Annotated in this window: 15 protein-coding genes; 12 read left to right on the top strand and 3 right to left on the bottom strand. The window is 43.5% G+C overall.

Translation table 11 applies throughout. The features are described 5' to 3' along the window. Positions 1–49 precede the first annotated feature (49 nt). Positions 50–856, top strand: a complete 807-nt coding sequence (locus QFZ77_RS12835) for a phytanoyl-CoA dioxygenase family protein (protein ID WP_307440022.1) — start codon at positions 50–52, stop codon at positions 854–856. Between the two features lie 58 nt (positions 857–914). On the opposite strand, the gene QFZ77_RS12840 is transcribed toward QFZ77_RS12835, so the two are convergent. Genes QFZ77_RS12840 through QFZ77_RS12850 form a run of 3 tightly spaced genes read right to left on the bottom strand, consistent with a single transcriptional unit; the run spans position 915 to position 3,730 of the window. Further along, entirely contained in the window at positions 915–1,199 is a 285-nt protein-coding gene (locus QFZ77_RS12840) for a hypothetical protein (protein WP_307440024.1), read from the bottom strand. Between the two features lie 14 nt (positions 1,200–1,213). Continuing rightward, positions 1,214–2,692: an alpha-N-arabinofuranosidase gene (locus QFZ77_RS12845; RefSeq protein WP_307440026.1), complete on the bottom strand. Its 1,479-nt coding sequence runs from the start codon at positions 2,690–2,692 to the stop codon at positions 1,214–1,216. Positions 2,693–2,701: 9 nt separating this feature from the next. Then, entirely contained in the window at positions 2,702–3,730 is a 1,029-nt protein-coding gene (locus QFZ77_RS12850) for a GntR family transcriptional regulator (RefSeq protein WP_307440028.1), read from the bottom strand. A 317-nt stretch (positions 3,731–4,047) separates the two neighbouring features. Here QFZ77_RS12850 and QFZ77_RS12855 point away from each other — a divergent pair, with 317 nt between their 5' ends. The 11 genes from QFZ77_RS12855 (at position 4,048) to QFZ77_RS12905 (ending at position 20,838) form a co-directional block, all read left to right on the top strand. Further along, complete coding sequence (locus tag QFZ77_RS12855) at positions 4,048–4,812, top strand: PDDEXK family nuclease (protein ID WP_307440030.1); 765 nt, start codon at positions 4,048–4,050, stop codon at positions 4,810–4,812. A 46-nt stretch (positions 4,813–4,858) separates the two neighbouring features. Beyond that, complete coding sequence (locus QFZ77_RS12860) at positions 4,859–6,739, top strand: Mu transposase C-terminal domain-containing protein (RefSeq protein ID WP_307440033.1); 1,881 nt, start codon at positions 4,859–4,861, stop codon at positions 6,737–6,739. Between the two features lie 42 nt (positions 6,740–6,781). Next, positions 6,782–7,489 carry an IS6 family transposase gene (locus QFZ77_RS12865; protein ID WP_373462592.1) on the top strand — a complete coding sequence of 236 codons (708 nt, stop codon included), beginning with the start codon at positions 6,782–6,784 and terminating at the stop codon, positions 7,487–7,489. 458 nt (positions 7,490–7,947) lie between these two features. Continuing rightward, positions 7,948–9,684: a sensor histidine kinase gene (locus QFZ77_RS12870; protein WP_307440037.1), complete on the top strand. Its 1,737-nt coding sequence runs from the start codon at positions 7,948–7,950 to the stop codon at positions 9,682–9,684. Between the two features lie 17 nt (positions 9,685–9,701). Continuing rightward, positions 9,702–11,309: a response regulator gene (locus QFZ77_RS12875; RefSeq protein WP_307440039.1), complete on the top strand. Its 1,608-nt coding sequence runs from the start codon at positions 9,702–9,704 to the stop codon at positions 11,307–11,309. A 143-nt stretch (positions 11,310–11,452) separates the two neighbouring features. Then, positions 11,453–12,955 (top strand): ABC transporter substrate-binding protein, encoded by a 1,503-nt coding sequence (locus tag QFZ77_RS12880; protein WP_307440040.1) that lies wholly within the window; start codon positions 11,453–11,455, stop codon positions 12,953–12,955. 108 nt (positions 12,956–13,063) lie between these two features. Continuing rightward, positions 13,064–15,352 (top strand): glycoside hydrolase family 2 protein, encoded by a 2,289-nt coding sequence (locus tag QFZ77_RS12885; protein ID WP_307440042.1) that lies wholly within the window; start codon positions 13,064–13,066, stop codon positions 15,350–15,352. A gap of 186 nt (positions 15,353–15,538) precedes the next feature. Further along, positions 15,539–16,471, top strand: a complete 933-nt coding sequence (locus tag QFZ77_RS12890) for an ABC transporter permease (RefSeq protein WP_047677910.1) — start codon at positions 15,539–15,541, stop codon at positions 16,469–16,471. 11 nt (positions 16,472–16,482) lie between these two features. Beyond that, positions 16,483–17,373 (top strand): carbohydrate ABC transporter permease, encoded by an 891-nt coding sequence (locus tag QFZ77_RS12895; RefSeq protein ID WP_307440045.1) that lies wholly within the window; start codon positions 16,483–16,485, stop codon positions 17,371–17,373. A 24-nt stretch (positions 17,374–17,397) separates the two neighbouring features. Further along, positions 17,398–19,674 (top strand): glycoside hydrolase family 3 C-terminal domain-containing protein, encoded by a 2,277-nt coding sequence (locus QFZ77_RS12900; RefSeq protein ID WP_307440047.1) that lies wholly within the window; start codon positions 17,398–17,400, stop codon positions 19,672–19,674. 975 nt (positions 19,675–20,649) lie between these two features. Continuing rightward, positions 20,650–20,838, top strand: a complete 189-nt coding sequence (locus QFZ77_RS12905; RefSeq protein WP_307440050.1) for a hypothetical protein — start codon at positions 20,650–20,652, stop codon at positions 20,836–20,838. Positions 20,839–20,905: the final 67 nt, after the last annotated feature.

The following is a 20,905-nucleotide window of genomic DNA, read 5'->3' on the forward strand; positions in this document are numbered from 1 at the left end:
GCAGAGTATGAGCATTCAGGAATCATGTAATGTTAATGAGTTACCCTCTATGGAAGACAACTATGAATTGTCTGCACAGCAGAAAAAAAGCTATCAGAAAAAAGGACACATTGTTCTTAGGCAGGTGGCAAGCAAGTCAGAAATGTCTTCCTATGAGCCCGTTATTAGCCACTGGGTGAAGGAGTTGAATAAGCAAGACAAGCCACTTGAACAGCGAGATACGTATGGTAAGGCCTTTATCCAAATTTCAAATCTGTGGGAGAAAAGTGAAGCGATCCAGCGATTCGTGCTAGCTAAACGGTTTGCCAAAATCGCGGCTGATTTAATGGGGGTAGATGGGGTGCGAATTTATCATGATCAAGCCCTGTTTAAAGAACCTCACGGAGGTCATACCCCGTGGCATCAAGATCAAATCTATTGGCCGCTCGATACAGACAAGACGATCACCATGTGGATGCCGTTAGTTCCCATTTCTCAAGAGGTGGGATCAATGACATTTGCATCGGAGTCCCATCTTCTGGGCTACATTAATAAAATGGTCATATCCGACGAATCCCACCGAACGCTTGCCGGATACATTGAAGGCAAAGGCTTCGAAACGGTGTCTCATGGCGCCATGGAGGCAGGTGATGCAACGTTCCACTCCGGGTGGACACTGCACAGCGCGCCTGGAAACCCTACGGACACCATGCGTAAAGTGATGACCGTGATTTATTATGCCGATGGAACGCGAGTAGCCGAGCCAGATAGTAAAGTGCGTGTGAATGATTTGAAAGCGTGGTTTCCCGGTATTCAAGCAGGCGATTTGGCGGTAACTACGTTTAATCCATTGGTTTACAGCCGTTCCGCAGATTAAAAAAGCTCGCTCCCCCTCATATTTATGAAAAGGGGAGCGAGCTTTTATATAGACGAAGTCACCATCTGCTCCCTTGCGGAGCTGGGCAACGGGCAGCGGTTAGCTTGGCCTTGATGGCCATGAGACAACCGCACCAACGGCATGTTGTTCCGAATTGGTAGTCTTTGCAGCCCTCGCATAACGTGATGCGCCGATCATACTCTTCTTCCGTAGTCAGCTTAAGATTACGTACTTTGAGCGTTTCGCCGAAAAGCTTGGTGATTTCTTCAGGCGTCACATGTACCGTTGCTGAACAACCTTTGCATGCAGGCATAGCTTCCATTTTGCTATCCGGGCTTTGCATATCGGACATGCTCCTTAAGAAAGACGAAGCGTGACAACAGATTTGGCAGGAAGTGTAACGATGAGCTGGTCATTTTCAAACCTGTAGTTGGTAAAATCCGTTAGTTTTACTGTTTCAGGTTCATCGAATGTGTTATGTGATTGAATGGTGTCTGAGGTTAGAATACGGCCCTCGACTGATCTCACCTGACGCCCACGAACGTCACAGTTTACTTCAATATGGTCCGAATGGTGCAAATTACATAGGGAAATATGCAATTGGTTAGCCGTATCTAAAGATGCGGATACGCTGAGTTGATCGATTTTTTTACCATCCATCTCATAAGAAGGGCTTTCTGCATGAGTGCTAATGAGGCTAGCACCTTGATGAACCTTGTACATGTCAAAGACATGATAAGTAGGTGTAAGAAGCATGTCGGCGCCTTCGGTTAAAATGACGGATTGCAAGACATTTACGACCTGAGCAATGTTGGCCATGCGAACACGATCACTATGCTTATGGAAAATGTTCAAATTAATTCCGGCGACGAGCGCATCACGCATCGTATTTTGTTGATATAAGAAACCAGGATTCGTTCCGGGCTCTACATTGAACCATGTTCCCCATTCATCGACTATGAGGGCAACTCGTTTCTCAGGATCATATTTGGTCATAATGGTATCATGGCGTGTGATGAGTTCGTCCATAAATAAGGTTTTCTCAAGGGTTTGGAACCAGTCCTGCTCACTAAAGTCTGTAGCCGACCCTTTATCCTTCCAATTCCCTGTAGGAATGGTGTAGTAATGAAGACTTAATCCATCCATATACTTGGCGGCTTCTCTCATTAATACTTCCGTCCAGTTGTAGTCGGCACTGTTTGCACCACAAGCGATTTTGAAAATACGGTTATCCCCATAATTCCGTACGTAACACGCATATCTGCGGTAAAGATCAGCGTAGTATTCAGGACGCATGTCACCGCCGCAGCCCCAGTTTTCATTCCCTACACCAAAATAGGTAAGCTTCCACGGTTTTTCACGCCCATTTTCCTGACGCCAGTTCGCCATGGGTGACTCGCCATCGAAGGTCATATACTCGACCCATTCGGACATTTCAGCTACGGTACCGCTTCCAACATTTCCGCTAATGTAAGGCTCCGCTTCAATCAGCTCGCACAAACGTAAGAATTCATGTGTCCCGAAATGGTTGTTTTCCAAGACACCGCCCCAGTGCGTGTTGATCATCCGCTTGCGTTTCTCAGCAGGTCCTACGCCGTCTTTCCAATGATACTCATCGGCAAAACATCCTCCTGGCCACCGCAAAACAGGAATTTGAAGTTTTTTCAAAGCTTCGATCACATCGTTCCGCATACCTTCCGTGTTAGGAATCGGAGAATCCAGACCAACCCAGATTCCCTCATAAATACAGCGTCCCAGGTGTTCAGAGAAATGACCATAAATATTGCGATCGATCGTGCCTTTCGGTGAATCTGCGTTTATTATCAGCTTAGCCATAGTGAGTATCTACTCCTTTAATAGTTTGATATTGGCAACCGACTCGCGACTAATGTAAGCAGCCGAAAGTACGATTTGTTCCCTAGAATCAGTCTGATTGGAAAGGTTCCGATGAATCGCTGAAAGCAGCTCCTCAACTAAATGCTTAGCATCTAAACTAAAAGTCGCAAGTCGTGGAGAAATTTGAGCGGCAAGTGGAATATCATCGCATCCGATAACGGAAACATCCGCCGGGACTTGATAACCATTTTCGCGCAAGCCTTGTATAAATCCAGCAGCCATCCAATCGTTGACGGCAAAAATGGCATCTGTAAGTCCGACTGAGAGCAAAGTGTCGGCTGCTCGCCGCCCGCCTTCCCAATTCATTTTCTCGGTAATGACCTGCACATGGACACCTTGCTGCTGGCAATACTCAAGAAAGCCTTGTTTTCTTAAACGCGACGAGTCGTATTTATCTGGACCTCCGAGAAGAGTGAAGGTACGGTGACCACTATCGTAAAGCGTTTTGGCTGCTTTGCTGCCGATGCGATAGTCATCAAAGTAAATTTGGATAATATCATCGCGATGCGCATAACGTTGAATGGAAAATAACTGGCCGGATGATGCCTTGAGCTCATCTAATGTCTCATCATCGATCTGACCAATGATGACAAGCGGACTAGGAATAGAAGACTCCATAGGATGCTCTGGGTTCACCATAGAGATCTTAATGGCTTGTTTGGCTGCCAAGTTGGTGATTTCAACAAGGAAATTCGTATAAAAGGGGTCATTTCCTTTAATATCCTGAGAGCATAATACATACAACGTGTCTAAAAGGACAGAAGGGACAATATATGTTCCTTTGCCGCGCAGCTGGACTAAGAGACCCTCGTTGACGAGAATTTTAATCGCAGCACGTACGCTGACTCGGCTAGCATCAAAGCTTTCGGCCAAATCACGCTCAGAAGGGATCTTAACAAGTTGATCGGTTTGTAAAGATTGAATTTGATTCCGCAGCTGTTCGATCAGTTTTTCTTTGACAAGCGGAGATTTTTCCATGCAAGCAGGACCACCATTCAATACCAAATTTGAAACTATTTAATACCAATAAGATACCATATGATGCAGAGTCAGTCCATCTTTATTTTGGAGGTGTTAATTGTAATTAGTTATGTCGGTAGTTGGAAGATAAAATGGCATGTACTTGTAACATGAAATGTCGTGTTTAAGAAAGCCTGAACCTACGTGGTTCAGGCTTTTTTGCCTATTATTAATGATTTACCTTAGGTTTAAACTTTTTCACTTCGTGGAATAATTGAGGAGAGAAGGTTAATCAAATATTGATAATAAAATGGCGCTTATAAGGAGGAAGTTACTTGGATTGGAAAAGTAAGAATTCATGGGTTCAAGAGGATTCAATGTACTCACCCAAACGAAAAGTAAATAACAAAGGTAGTAGGGAGCATGAACACATTATTGGTTCGATTCCTAGTCTAAAAATGAATCGGAGTATTGGTTATGAGTCATTCTGGGGAGAGTGCTTGTTTTATTACTTACTTGAAATTGATCCGCTTACAGTAAGGTACTATGAGCAACCAGTAGAAGTAATTTATACGGAGATGAATGCTCAATATGCACTTGTAGAAAAAGAACATGTTCCTGATACTTTGGTGTTCCGTCAGAACTATCGTCCTCATCTGTTTCAGGTGAAAGGAGGAAATAACTTTGTTGAGCAAAAACCTCACTTGTTTAAAGCTTCATCTAAATACGCTCAAGAGCATGGGTGGAGTTACTCAGTTATTTATCCTAAACTCATACCTTCAAAAGTTCAATCAAATCTTATTCTCTTAATGAACTATATGAAGCCGCGCGAATATTACGATGCTTGGATTCAAGAAATTTTGAATAAAATGTTATATCTAAAAAATCCAACTGTTGAGCATTTAGCAAAAAGTTTTAGTGCAAAAATAGATCATCGAGATATCCTACCAATTATTTATCACCTCATCTTTAGAGGGGACTTACGCACTGATATTTTTATTCCAGTAAATAATTGTAGTGTTCTGGAGCTCGGAGATCTATCTAAAGATTTAATTACTTATTTCCATTTGGAGGGTGGTCCATTTGTTGCGTCTATGTAGTCTTAGAATTGATGATTCCTTTTTGTGGTGTGGAACAAAGTTTATCGTGCATAACATCGAACCTCCCAATATTTTAATATTCAAAGAAGATGGGGAAAGGAAAATTAGTAAAGTTAATTATTACTCATTAATTAATGATGATACCTTTGAAATAATTTCTGAAAGTCATAAGAAAGTGGAAAAGAATATCGCGAAAATAGAATCAAATCAGCGATCACTCTTAGATACTTTACCAGAGGATCGACAAAAGTTGGCGACTAAAAAATTAAACTGGATTAAACCAATTTTAACTTTTGAAAGTGCCAAGAGTGGGGATATGTATGCTGTTATTGCTTTTAACGAGCACTATAAAAAGTATCTAAAAGAAGGAGAGACCGTACAAACATTAAGTAAAAAAGAGTTACTTAAGCGGATCTCTGAGGATAAAGATTGTGGTAAATCTACTCGTCAACTTGAAAGATATCTGGCTGCTTATCTTGAAAGTGAAAGTCAACGGGATAATCATGGGGTCGAAGGTTTAGTGTCAAAAGCTCATTTAAATTCCCATGTTCGAAGTGATGACTTACCACTAGAACTTTGCCATCCTAAGAAGAAAGAGCTAATACTTGATACCATTTTTGTTCGTCTTCATAAAGACTATATACCAATTCTTAAAACAGCAATTGAAGATTACTACTTAGGTAAGCGGCGAAAAAATGTTTCAAAGCTTCATACAATAATTCAGCTTAAGTGTATAAATGAAAAAATAGAGCCGCTAGAATATGATACAGTCTACAAGATTGTCAACCGTATCAATCCATATGTTCTTGAGAAATTAGCTTATGGAGATGGGGGTACAGATCCCAAAATTATGAACACAAATGCAAATCAAAGCTTTGCAAAAGTACCCCTACAAGTAATAGAGATTGACCATGTACGATTACCTATTACTGTTATTGACGAAAATACTGGATATAGTGTCGGTGAACCTTGGCTTACTCTAGCAATTGACGTGTACACTAGAAAGGTATGGGGAATGGATTTATCTCTGCATGATCCATCCGGGTTTAAAGTAATGAATTGTATATTTAATGGGATATGTATGAAAAGGACAAAGGAGAAGTATGGAACTATAAATGATTGGGATTTTCATGGAATACCGACGGTTTTTCACATGGATAACGGTTCAGATTTTACTAGTACTTATGTTAAAAGCATGATTGAAGATGTTTTACATTCAGAAGTTCGTTATCGGCCGATCGCTACACCTCGATATGGCGGAATCATTGAGAGATACTTTAGAACAATAAATCAAGAGTTCTTGGAGGATTTACTTGGTTTTCGTTATAAGACAAATCCTGATAAAAATGATCGTAAAGAAGCTGCTAAGGATGCTATTTTGACCTTAAACAATCTTCGTGAATTACTTGTTCACTATATCACCGATATCTACCACCACGATGTGCATAAAGGACTTCCGCTGGAATGTAATACACCGTGTGCAAGATATTATCAGGCCATAGAAATTATGGGTAATCCTCCCTTTATTAAAGAAGAGGATGAGCCATACTACAAGATACAATTGCTTCCTTCAGATATGAAATCGTATAAAAACGATGGAATACGGGAAGAAAATGTGAAATATGCTTCACCTGAAACTACTAGATTTATTAGTAATAAGAGGAAAAAAAATTGCAAGATAAAATTTGATATTGAGGATATTTCTAGGATTTATTTATTAGATCCTGAATCCAAGTCTTATATTGAAGTACCCTCAATATATCCACCAGCAGATGAGATTGCTGGAATGAGTAGGAAACTATACCAGATCATTAGGAAACTACTTATTGAAAAAGGTGAAATAACAAAACAACAAATACCAGGATCGGCCAATATTATTAAGGGTAAAGAACTATTGGCGGTTGTGGTGCAAAGCTCTAATTCATGATAACGTAGTTGATATTGAAGTCATGGGATGGAGCAACTTGCTTTGGAAACGAAATTGGATATATTTAAATGGAAGCAATATGAATCTGCAATCATTTTACTAACGGTGAGATGGTATTTGAAATATAGTTTAAGCTATCGAGATATAGTTGAAATGATGAGTGATCGAGGATTAAGGATTTCCCATACGACGATCATGAGATGGGTGCATGAATTTGGACCCGAAATCGACAAACGAATCCGCCCTTTTTTGAAGCCTACAAACGACTCGTGGAGGACTGACGAAACCTACATCAAAGTTAAAGGTCAGTGGAAGTATTTATACAGAGCCGTTGATTCTATTGGGAAAACCATTGATTTTATGTTATCTGAAAATCGGGATATGCAGGCAGCTAAGCGCTTCTTTACAAAGGCTTTGTCCTCTCCACATACTCAAATCCCACGTGTAATCACTTTGGATAAAAATCCAGCCTATCCACCTGCCATACAAGAATTAATAAATGAGAAATCCTTAGCAAAAGAAACCTTGATTAGACAGACAAAGTATCTAAACAACATTGTGGAGCAAGATCACCGGTTCATAAAGAAAATCACAAAACCAATGCTTGGTTTCAAATCGTTTCTTACAGCGGATCAGACGTTAAAGGGAATTGAGGCTTTACATATGATAAGGAAAGGGCAGGCCGATGATAATTCGACTGTCCTCACTGCTGTTGAATGGCTAAATAAGATATTTGGTTTAGTGGCATAGACAAAGTATAGTTTGTCAGGTAACTGCGAACTTTTTTAAATCCTTGCACCAGAACCGTTGAATGAACTGTCTGCTTTTATTTGTGTCAGAGGTACTTCAAAACTTAATTGTTTTTTAGTTTTTTGAACACCACAACCACTTCAAAACTTTATTTGTCACCCAACAACAACATCAATCAATTATCGGGTTACAAAACAAATAAGTTTTGAAGTAGACAATAAAGTTTTGAAGGCAGTGGTGTTTTTTTTAATGAAAGGGCAGTTTACTATGATATGTGGTATTAATCATAGAAGCGAAAGACGGCTAAAGTCGTTATATGCATAGGGATATGTCGTCAAAACAGTAGCGAATATATCTAGGAATCCCATATGATTATGATGGCATACTAATGAATAAAGTCGGACTGCTGAGAGGAATCTTGGCAGTCCTTTTAGATTTCCAGAAGGGAGAGACATTGGATGGGACTGCGGCTTCCGCATATATCTTGGAATTCCATTCGGTTCAAGCTGGTAGCCGGGCTGCTCATTGTGACAGTTCCTCTCATCACGCTGCTGATCTACAATAATTTCTACAGCATTCATGTCGTACACAATCAGGTGGCGTCGTCAATTAAAAATTTAATCTCTTTGTATGAGGGGCAAATTGATACCCAACTGCAAGATGCGGATCGAAATTTGCTCAGCTTAGTAACTTCGGATTATGATATCCGTTCGATGAATACTCCTAATTCAGAGGACGAATATCAGCTGGCCAAGCATAGCGTTTCAGTTAAACTATCAAGCGATATTGTTCTTTACAAATCGGTCGATGCTTTTTATGTGTATTCACAGTCAAGACAGGATTTGTTGGACGTTTTCAAAGCATCGGTTACATTTCCGGAGAGGGATCAGGTTGAGCAATATTTACAACGTTTGCTGAGCGAACATCCTAACCTCGCGGAGATTCGCGGCAGCTGGTTCGTTCAGAAAATCGGACAAGACTATTACATGCTGCGCGTCATTCAATCGGGTGATCTCTATATCGGGGCATGGGTCAACGCTAAGACGCTGCTCATACCGTTGAATCTAATTAATTTGGGCAACGAAGGGAGCGCTCTTTTTGTAACAAATCAAGGGGAGTTGATGGTCAGCACCAATCCATTGGTTGATGAAAACATTGATTTCTCGAAAAGCTTTCAGCAGTTTTATATATCGGGAAGCAAGAATAACTTGCTTATTGTCGGGGAGCCCTCGCAAAAAGGTGACTTTAACCTGGTAGCGGTTATTCCGGACAAACAAATTTTACAAAATTTGCCTAGTCTGACGCGTATCATAGAGGTGATTTCACTTGCCTCCATTGTGCTTATACCGATAAGTCTTTTTTTTCTCCGCCACATTCTGCTCGTTCCGCTTAAACGGATGATTGCAGTTATGAGAAGGATCAATAATGGAAACGTGAATGTTCGAATCGAGTCTTATCCGGCTTCTGATGAATTTCTTTTGGTCAACCAAACCTTTAACCGCATGATGTCGCAAATCGAAGAGTTGAAAATCAATGTGTACGAAGAACAGCTTAGTAAGCACAAAGCGGAGCTTCAGCACTTGCAGCTGCAGATTAACCCGCATTTTTTCATGAATTCTTTGAACATCCTGTTTAATCTGGCTCAAGTGAAAAACTACGAATTAATTCAGGAAATGACGTTATGTCTTGTCCAGTATTTCAGATTCATGTTTCGAAGTAATTTGACGTTTGTTATGTTGCGGGAAGAATTGCAGCATGTCCGAAACTATATTCGGATTCAGGAGCTCCGGTTTCCAAACAGCTTAACTTGTACGATTGATTCACCCGATTTCCTGGAAAATATTCCGATCCCCCCCCTGGTGATTCAAACCTTTTTGGAAAATTCCATCAAGCACAGTGTCACGCTGGACGAATCCGTGCATATTTCCGTTGCCATCGATTTGATGGAAACCGGACTGGAGCCCTATATCGAAATCGTCATTCGCGATACTGGCAAAGGATTTTCGGAGGATGTATTAGCCGAGATTCGTTCTGGAAACCGCGTGGTCGACGAACAAGGCGAGCATATTGGTATTTGGAATGTTCGTAAGCGATTGCAACTGTTATATGGAGAGCATGCGGCCATATCCTGTTACAATGGTTTCCCTAGCGGCGCTGTTATAGAAATCAAGCTTCCATATCAATCGGAAAGATAGGAAAGGGGATTCCTAGTATGCTTCAATTATTGATTGTAGACGATGAAATTCATGCTGTTGAAGGAGTCCGGTCGGGAGTCGATTGGCAGAAGATTGGTATAACCTCAGTATTCTCGGCTTTTACCGTAAAACAAGCGAAAGAGCTGTTCGAAAATGAGCGAATCGATATTATGCTCTGCGATATCGAGATGCCGCAAGTATCGGGACTGGAACTGGCGGAATGGGTTATGGAACGATATCCGAGGACGGCGATGATTTTCTTGACCTGTCATGCTGATTTCAAATATGCCCAACAAGCTCTCCAGTTAGGGAGTCTGGACTACATTCTCAAGCCGATTCCTTATGAGGAGTTGGAAAAAACGATCCTCAAAGCGGTTGAGAAAATCAATAAAGATTCGGAATTAGTTGAATTCCGCCAATATGGCCAATTCTGGTTCCAACATCAACCAATGCTGATTGAGCGGTTCTGGCTGGATATCATCAACCAGACGATACCGCCCAGAGCGGAGTCGGTAAGTCGAGCCGCGGCGGATCGCAACATCCCTTATGCCGATAAAATGACATTTGTCCCGGTACTAATTAGCGTGCAGAGATGGCACAAGCATGTGACGATGCGCGAAGAGAAGATATTGGAATATGCGCTAACAAATACGGCTGAGGAAATCATTCTGGGGAACAAAAAAAACGGACAAATAATAACGTTAAACAGCGGAAGATTACTAGCTATCATATCTGCCGAAAGTTATTCCGACATCGAGCTGTTGTTGAAACAATCTTGCGAACGTTACATTGACGCCTGCAGGAAGTATTTTTACTGCGATCTTTCCTGTTATATTGGTGAAAAAGTACACGGTCACGAAATGTTTGGGATGGTAAAACGACTTGGTGAAAATGAGAAAAACAACGTGGCCTATAACAATAAGATTTTCCTGCTTTCCGGGGATCAATTACAACCTGTTAGTAGACAGCTCCCCGACATGAGCACATGGTCGATTATGCTGAAGGAGGGGGAGTTCGCTAAAGTATTGGAAGAAGCAACCTCTTTTTTAGAGCTGTTGTTGCGGCAGAATGGCTTGGATGCAAACCTGCTCCGCCAATTTTACCAGGATTTTCAGCAAGCGATGTATTATATGCTCCAGATGAAAGGTATTCAAGCTCACCAATTGTTTAGCGATACCATCTCGCTGGAGTTTTCCGCAAACGCGACCCGCTCAGTAACCGATCTGATCGCATGGATGAACCACGTTGTAAGCAAAGCGATGGAGTATGTGAATACAGTTGAACAATCCTTCAGTGTTGTCCAAAGAGTTATTAGTTATATTAAGCAGCATATTGCAGAAGACTTGTCGAGGGAAGAGATCGCGAATCACGTGTTTTTGAATCCGGACTATTTGACGCGGATCTTTAAAAAGGAAACGGGCATGGCCGTATCGGATTATCTGTTTCACGAACGGCTCAAGCTTGCCCAGGAACTGCTCGCGAAAACCGATATGCAGATCAGCGCCGTGGCATCGCATATCGGGTATGCGAATTTCTCCCATTTCTCCCGGATGTTCAAGAAGCATACCGACCTGAATCCGATTGAATACCGCCAACTTCATCAACCAGTTCAAAGTGAAAGGTAGTCGGCAAATGCACAGCGAAAAGTCGTGAGCGGAGCAGAGCCGAATCTGCAGTAAAAGTAAAATAAAGATATGCTTGCTGAAGATTTCCGAGTATCGCAAACAGTCTCAGTAGGCAAACGCCAAATTGTAAATGGGGGAGTACCATGAAGAAAAGATTCATGTTGGCAAGCGCACTCATCATCGGGTCAATGCTCTTACTATCCGCGTGCGGCGGCAATAGCGGAGGAGCGGCACCAGCCGGGGATAAAGAAGTTAAGCCGGAGGAAAAACCGACGGAACTGACTGTTGCTTTCCCGATTTTCGGTGCAGTGCCTAAGGATTTGTCCTTGGTGCAGGATTCCATTAATCAAATCGCACAGAAGAAGATCAATGCTACTGTGAAGTTGACGCCGATCAGCTTTGGGAACTGGGATCAGCAAATTAACCTGATGCTGAGCAGCAGCGAAAAGCTGGATTTAATGTATGTAGGAGGCAACAACTACAGCAGCTATGTTTCAAAAGGTCAAATTGTTGCGCTTAGCAAACTTCTCGAACAGCACGGCCAAGGGATTGCAAAAGCGATGGATTCGTCCTATCTCAATGCAGCCAAAATTGCTGGATCAATCTACGCTATTCCTACCATCCGCGACTTTGCCGCGTATAATGGTCTGACAATGCGGAAGGATTTGGTCGACAAGTATCAAATCGATGTTAGTAAAATTCGTACGCTAGACGATGTAGAGGCCACATTGAAAACGATCAAGGAGAAAGAGCCAAATGTGACGCCATTGATTCCAGGCAATATCGGTAGAACGATGCTCGATTCGTACCGTACGTTTGACATGCTTGGGGATTCACTTGGTGTTCTTCCGAATTTTGACAATAATCTCAAAGTAGTCAATTTGTACGAAACGGAGGAATATGCTCAGTTTACCAAAAAGATGAGAAACTGGTATACATCTGGCTTGATTCTGAAAGACGCCGCAACTAATAAAACTTCTCAGTTTGATTTGATCAAGTCGAACCGCGGTTTTGCCTATTTCTCCAATATGAAGCCAGGGTTTGAGCAGCAAGAATCGAAGAGCAGCGGTGTGCCTGTGGTCACGGCAAACTTGCTTCAGCCTGTTTCTACAACTACTAACGTCACAGGTGTCATGTGGGGGATACCAATTAACTCCAAGACACCGGAAAAAGCGATGGATTTCCTGAACCTTATGTATTCAGACAAAGATATCGTCAACCTGTTCGATTGGGGTGTGGAAGGGAAACACTATGTCAAATCGGGTGATGTTATCGACTATCCTCAAGGCGTTGACACTAAATCCTCCGGATACAACCCGAATACGGGATGGTTGTTTGGAAATCAATTCCTCTCCTATGTATTTAAAGGAGACGATCCGAAAATATGGGAGAAAATGGACCAATTCAACAAATCGGCGTTGAAATCCAAGGCGCTCGGCTTTACGTTCGACGCAAATCCGGTTAAGGCTGAATATGCCGCGGTAACCAACGTGGTTACGCAGTATAAGCTTCCGCTTGAGACGGGAAGCGTCGATCCGGAGAAAGTCTTGCCAGAGTTTATCTCCAAGCTGAAATCCGCCGGAATTGATAAAATTATCACAGAGAAACAAAAACAGCTCGACGAATGGGCGAAAAGCAGTAAATAATTCATTTCGGCTCCAATTCATTTGCCCCGATCAACATCTCAGTTGGTCGGGGAATTTTTTGACAGGGATTCTGTCATTTCAATCGACACCGAAAAGGGGTATATATAGATGCTAAATATCATGCCATTAAACGATCAATGGACATTCACGAAAAATAATAATCCCGCCTACATACTTGAGTCCATACAAGACGGCCAGTCTGTCACACTGCCTCATTCCTGGAACGATACCGACGGTCAGGGTGGTAGCGAACAGTACTACCGGGGGCAATGCTGGTATCAGCGGATTTTGGATATTACCCAAGAGGATTTGACAAAACGCATCTATCTGGAAATCGGCGCCGCCGGGAATATGGGTCATGTTTATGTCAACGGCAGCTTGGTCGGGGACAGCCGGTGCGGATATGCCATGTTTAGAGTCCCTTTAACCCCATACTTGAAGGAGGGAGAAAATCTTATCGCCATTATGGTTGACAACAGCTACGACAACTCAGTGTTCCCCCTAATGGCCGATTTTACCTTCTATGGCGGATTGTACAGGGAAGTGAAACTTCTTGTTATGGACGATATCCACTTTGACGTCATGGACAATGGACGGGATGGTGTCTATTTGACGCAACGGAAAATCGCACCAGAAACGTTTGAATTGGCCGTACATGGTCAAATCGTGAATGAATCCTCAATTTCCAAAGAAGGAATCCTTCAGATACAGCTTAAGGATGAATTTGGAAAAACAGTCATGGAGGAAAGTTCAGAACTTGCTCTTGGAAATGAAGCAAAATTCAGGATAAGAAGTGAAATCGTAAATCCGATTCTTTGGGACGGCTTAGATCAACCCTATCTGTATACGGTAGAGGTATCCGTGGTCATCGAGGGACAAGTCTGCGATTCTCGGCAAATCACGTTAGGATTTAGGACGGTTGAAGCGACAACGGAGCAAGGCTTGCTCTTGAATGGCAAACCAGTCAAGATTAACGGCGTATGCCGACATCAGGACTTCGCTGGTGTGGGTAATGCCATTACGAAAAAGCATATGGATGAAGATATAGCCTTGATCCGGGAAATCGGAGCGAACAGCCTTCGTCTTGCCCATTACCAGCATGATGACTATTTTTACAGCTTGTGCGACCGTCACGGTTTACTGGTATGGGCCGAGATTCCGTTTATCAGCATTCCTTCCACCCAAGATCCGGAAAACCGCAATGCGGAAGAACAGCTGGAAAAGCTCATTAAACAGGCTTACAATCACTCCTCTATCTATTGTTGGGGTATACAAAACGAGATTACGATTGCCGTAGAAACGGAGCAAACTTATACAACCATCAAAAAACTGGAAGCTTTGGCCAAACAATTAGACCCTAGCCGCTTAACTGTTCAAGCCAATATTAACGGTGTTGAGAATGACAGTATAATAAATAGCTTTACTGACCTGATCGGATACAATTTATACTACGGCTGGTATTATGGTGAAATCAAAGACTTGCAAGTACGCCTAGATGAGTTTCATCAAGTTCAACCTCAAATTCCAATAATCGTATCCGAATACGGGGTGGATACGAATCCCAAGTACCATTCTTATAGGCCTGGGGTTCAAGATTATACGGAGGAATACCAGCTTTTATTCCATCACAATGCCCTGGAAACCTTCGATAAGCGATCGTTTGTATTAGGCGGTTATGTATGGAACATGTTTGATTTCGGCAGCGCAAACAGAAATGAAGGCGGTGAAACAGGAAAGAACTTGAAGGGACTTGTTACCATTGACCGGAAACTCAAGAAGGACGCCTTTTATCTTTATAAAGCTAACTGGTCTAAGGTTCCTTTCGTTCATTTAGCCGGCCGACGATTTGTGAATAGGCACCAAGAGCTCAATGATATTGTGATCCTGTCTAATTTGCACGATGTTAAAGTTTATTTAAATCATACCCTTCTTACCGAAATTAAGAGCGGCGCACCGATGAAAATCATAAAGGATGTACCATTGATCGCAGGGGAGAATTATGTAAAAGTCGAAGCTGCGGATGAATTTGGCGTCATCCATACGGATGAGATTGTGCTTCATCATGCAGCGGAAATTGACCCTAGTTATATCCATGTTAAACCGGAAAAAGCAAAATATGTCGTCAACTGGTTCGAAAAATTTGATCTATCCAATGCTGAGCCCATCGAATTAAAAGACGGATACTATTCTACATTTGACACGATTGAAGACCTCTATAGCAATGAAGAAACGAAAGCGGTATATCTTAAATACTTTGGAGATATGGCCAATAATCCGTTCTTTGAGGTGATGAGAGGGGTTATGTCCATTCAGAAAATGTCCCAACTGGTGCAATTTAATATTGTCCCGGAATTGTTGGCAGTCATTAACAAAGAACTGAATGCGATAAAAAAATGATTACTGTATTGTCCCTGTCAACTTTGCCTGTTGACAGGGACAATTTTTTGAATTAGAGGTGGAAGGCTAGTCGGCAAAGTGCAAACTAGAAGTCGTAGAAACGGTAGTGGGACGAACGGAATTTCATTACTATGAGAGTACAGCAAGATACCATACACCGCGATAATGGAAAGGGGAACTTTCGGAATGACAAAACGTACGCATAGCAATGCCAGGAAGAGAATTTGGAAATACAGCCCGCTCTATCTAATGATGCTTCCAGGAATTGCATACTTGATCATCAATAATTATTTACCAATGTTCGGTCTCACGATTGCTTTCAAGGACATCAATTTCGCTAAAGGAATATGGGGGTCCGATTGGGTTGGTTTTCAGAATTTCAAGTTTCTGTTCCAAACATCTGACGCTTACTTGATTACCCGCAATACGATTCTTTATAACGCAGCTTTCATTGTGATCGGCCTCGTCGTTGCGGTTGGCTTCGCCATTCTGCTGAACGAAATCAAGAGCAAGTTTGCGTCCCGTCTGTATCAAAGCATTATCATTCTACCATTTCTGATTTCGATGGTATTGGTCAGTTATCTCGCATTTTCGATGCTGAGCATCGAGACCGGATTCATGAATAAGACGATCCTGCCGGCGCTGGGCATCGAGCCGATTTCTTGGTACAACGAGCCGAAATACTGGCCGGTCATTCTGACCTTGGTTCATACTTGGAAGGGCGCAGGGTACGCATGTATCATTTACCTGGCTGCAATTATCGGCATTGATCCGGAATATTACGAAGCGGCGAAGCTGGACGGGGCATCCAAGTGGCAGCAAATCCGCACGATTACAATACCGCTGATCACTCCCGTAATCATCATGCTGACGCTCCTGGCGATCGGGCGCATTTTCTACTCCGACTTCGGCCTGTTCTATCAAGTCCCGATGAATGCAGGAGCCCTCTTCAGTACTACGAACGTCATCGATACGTATGTGTTCCGCGGTCTATTGCAGCTTGGTAACATAGGCATGTCATCAGCCGCTGGCTTCTACCAATCGATAGTCGGATTCGTGCTGGTTATCGTCTCCAACTATGTGGTTCGAAAAGTCAACAAAGAAAATGCGCTGTTCTAAGGGGGATATACATGAATAATGAAAATCGTGTTTGGCAGTGGGCCGCACATCTTGTGATGATCTTGTTTTCAATCAGTTGCCTGCTTCCGTTTGTTCTTTTGACAATGTCGTCCATAACGGACGAAAAGACAATCCTGCAGAATGGGTATTCTTTGTTTCCAAAACAGTTCAGTTTAAGCGCATACGAATATTTGTGGCAGCAATCGTCGCTCGTATTTAATGCTTACGGGATCACAGTTCTCATTACCATCGTGGGGACAACGATAAGCCTCTTAATAACATCGATGCTGGCTTACCCCTTATCGCGCCGCGATTTGCCGGGTGGAACGTTCTTCGCCTTTCTGTTGTTTTTCACATTGTTGTTCAACGGCGGCCTTGTTCCAACGTACTTGATCTATACACAACTATTCCATATCAAGAATACGCTATGGGCTTTAATCGTTCCTGGACTTCTTATGAACGGCTTTAACGTGCTTCTCATGCGAACGTTCTTCATGACGACAATTCCGGTTCCGGTACTGGAATCGGCAAGCATAGACGGTGCAAGCGAATTTAAAATGTATTACAAAATTGTGCTGCCTCTCTCGCTGCCGATTCTGGCCACCGTCGGCTTGTTTCAAGGACTGGCTTATTGGAACGACTGGAACAACGGTTTAATTTATGTAACCAACCCTAAATTGTTCAGTCTGCAGAACGTGCTCAACCGGATTATGAGCGACATCCAGTTCTTGGCTAGTAACAGCGAGATCGGCTCGCAAGCTGGGGAGAGCATTGCGCAGCTGCCTAGCGAAACATTCCGCATGGCGATTGCGGTGATTGCCGTGATCCCGGTTCTGATCGCATATCCGTTCTTCCAGAAATACTTCGTCAAAGGTATGACCATTGGTGCTGTTAAAGGTTGATTTCATTACATTAGGAGGGTAACCATGAAAAGAAATATTCAAGAATTGATTTCACAAATGACTTTGGAAGAGAAAGCATCTCTCTGCTCGGGACTTGACTTTTGGCATACGAAAGGGATCGAGCGGCTCGGCATTCCGTCCGTCATGATGACGGATGGGCCTCATGGACTTCGTAAGCAGCGCGCGTCGGCAGATAATTTGGGACTGTTCGATAGCGTTCCTGCTACGTGCTTCCCATCTGCAGCGGGGCTTGCTTCTTCGTGGGATCGTGAGATGATCGGCAAGGTCGGTGTGGCGCTAGGGGAAGAGTGTCAGGCTGAAGACGTCGCCATTTTGCTTGGCCCCGGCGCCAATATCAAGAGATCGCCGCTATGCGGCCGCAATTTCGAATATTTTTCGGAGGATCCGTATTTGTCATCGGAAATGGCTGCTGCTCATATTCAAGGGGTACAGAGCCAAGGCGTGGGCACGTCACTAAAGCATTTCGCAGCTAATAATCAGGAACACCGCCGGATGACGACTAATGCTGTAGTGGATGAGCGTACACTGCGGGAAATTTATTTGGCTAGTTTCGAAGGAGCGGTAAAAAAAGGGCAACCGTGGACGGTCATGTGCGCCTATAACCAGCTTAACGGCGAGTATTGCGGGGAAAATGAGCGTCTACTTACAGAAATATTGAAGGACGAGTGGGGACATGAGGGGTTTGTCGTTTCCGACTGGGGCGCAGTGAACGAGCGTGCAGACGGTTTGGCTGCAGGTCTTGAGCTGGAAATGCCGACAAGTAACGGCGCCGGTGACCGTAAAATCGTCGAAGCGGTGAAAAGCGGCAGGCTGTCAGAGAAAAAGCTCGACTCGGCTGTTGAGCGAATATTGAACATTGTCTTCATGGCGGTCGACAGCAAGAAGCCGGGTGCTTCCTATGATCCGGAGGTGCATCATATTCTAGCACGGGAAGTTGCGCGTGAAAGCATGGTGCTGCTGAAAAACGAGGACGGCATCTTGCCATTGCCGAAGTCCGGCAAAATTGCCGTCATCGGGCAACTCGCCAAGCAGCCGAGATATCAAGGCGGAGGCAGCTCGCATATTAAGCCAACCAAGCTCGAGGATATCAGCGAAGAGCTTGCCAAATCGGCGGGAAGCGGCGCGGAGATTGCGTATGCCCAGGGCTATGAGTTGAACGGAGACCAAACGAATCCACAGCTTTTGAAGGAAGCGATCAAGCTTGCAGAAGATGCATCGGTCGTTATTCTCTTCGTCGGTTTGCCTGACCGATATGAATCGGAAGGATTTGATCGCGAGCATTTGAACCTCCCGCTCAATCAATCGGAGCTGATTGAAGCGGTGACCGCGGCGAAAAAACAGATAGTAATTGTGCTTAGCAATGGGGCCCCGGTGGAAATGCCTTGGATTGGCAATGTAAAGGCTGTGCTCGAGGCTTATTTAGGCGGCCAAGCGCTAGGCGGTGCGATTGCCGATATACTGTTCGGTGATGCCAATCCTTGCGGCAAGCTGGCCGAGACGTTCCCTGTTCAGTTGAGCGACAATCCATCTTATTTAAATTTCCCGGGTGATGGAGACCTTGTGGAATATAAGGAAGGGATTTACGTCGGTTACCGCTATTATGACAAGAAAAAGCTACGGCCACTGTTCCCATTCGGTCATGGGCTTAGTTATACAACTTTCGAATACGGCGGACTTGTGGTGGACAAAGATACGATGAACGACAGCGATTCGGTGCACGTCTCAGTCAATATAAAGAATACCGGCAGCAGAGTTGGCAAAGAGATCGTGCAACTGTATGTGCGGGATGTGCGCAGCAGCGTGTCTCGCCCGGAGAAGGAGCTGAAGGGATTCGTCAAAGTAGCGCTGGAGCCTGGAGAAGCGAAAACCGTCACCTTTATGCTTGACAAGAGATCCTTTGCATATTTCGATGTGGAAATGAACGATTGGCATGTTGAGACAGGTGAGTTCGAAATTCTGGTCGGAAAGTCTTCAGCGGAGATCGTTCTTAAGAGGACCATTCGAGTGAATTCGACGGTATCGATAGCGAAGACGTATACTCGTAATTCGACTGTTGGCGATCTGATGGAGAACCCGCGAGCCGCTACGATCGTAACGGATTTGCTAAAGCATTCGCCATTCGGCTCTTCTAACGGAGAAGGGGAAGGGATGTCCGAGCTGATGACCGCGTTCCTGAAATATTTGCCGCTTCGAGGTTTAGTTGCATTCAGCGGAGGCGGACTTACGGTTGAGTCTCTTGATTCATTGCTCGAGCGGCTGAATCAGGGAGAAAAGGAGTAGCTTCATACCAAAAGCGGTGGAATAGACATTATAAAGACGTTGCCTATGATCAAGGCAGCGTCTTTTTACATACTTATTGAAAAGAATATCAAACACGTTCAACTATTTTATTACTTCGTCCGGATAGTAGATTACGTTTTTTTTCGGTGAGAGCATATTGATAATCCACTACTTTCCAAAATACAAAGTATAATGGTAGTCAAATGAGACCTGTAGACAGATATTATTTGTAAAATGTTACGTAGAGGAGGAAATGTTATTAATTCTCTAGGAGACAAAATACATAAAATCATTGCAGCATGGGATCCATTTGATTTAAAGATCTACGGTATCGAAAGTTATGAAATACTAAAATGCATTCACTATAGCGGGTCTAGGGATCCTGAGCAAATAGCTGGTTATATTGAATCTATGCTTCGACATTTGGATCCTTCGCGAAAATTAAATAAGTGTGAATGCTTATTAAATGCTAAAAAAATTATTGAGATATTGGAATAAATTTAAGTCATTCCGCTAACTGAGAACGTTAGTGAAATAGCGGTTGCTTCGGCAGCCGCTTTTGTTTGTGCGCCTCACAGTCGCACAATCTAAGTGGTTCAAATCCACTCGGTAACTTTACCCTTTAAAGTGCCGTAGCCGAAGTAGAGGTCCTAATCCAGCAGGGTTAGGATTGGCAGGGTGTCTCTTGTGAGAGGGAATCCGAAGGGCCTGCAGGCAAAATCCAGCCCGGAATGCGGTGAACCAGAGGTGGCGGCGATGTTGGGTGACCCGCCAAACAAACGGGGAAACTTATGCAAATATGTATATCTTGTAGGGAAACAAACAAAGGGATATGACCTGCAAGGCTCATCGACGTGATTAGGGTCAGGATGGATGGAATAGAATGTGCAGATAACTGAGGGAAGTCTCGTAGCTTCCTTGACGCAAACGCGGACAAGGTAGGGGAGGTATAACCTTAAAGGGAAAGCCGAATCAATGGGCTGCGAGATGGCGGATCGTTCCGTAATAGCGAGTAAGTCCGAGCCGATGAAAGCTGGTAACAGTCTGGAGGGGAAAACTCGGATGAGTATGCGCGCGAGAAAGAAGACTCAGTCGCATAACCTGCTTCCGCTTCAAAAGAGGGAAGACAGAGGCAAAGGGGACGTGCTTCGTCAAAATCTGTGAGTTTGCGTGAGTGGAGATCGTAAGCGCCTTAAACCAACGAGAGTAGCTCCAAGTGGGTGCGTCCCGC

Origin of the sequence: Paenibacillus sp. V4I3 (assembly GCF_030817215.1) — a bacterium.
Taxonomy (GTDB): domain Bacteria; phylum Bacillota; class Bacilli; order Paenibacillales; family NBRC-103111; genus Paenibacillus_E.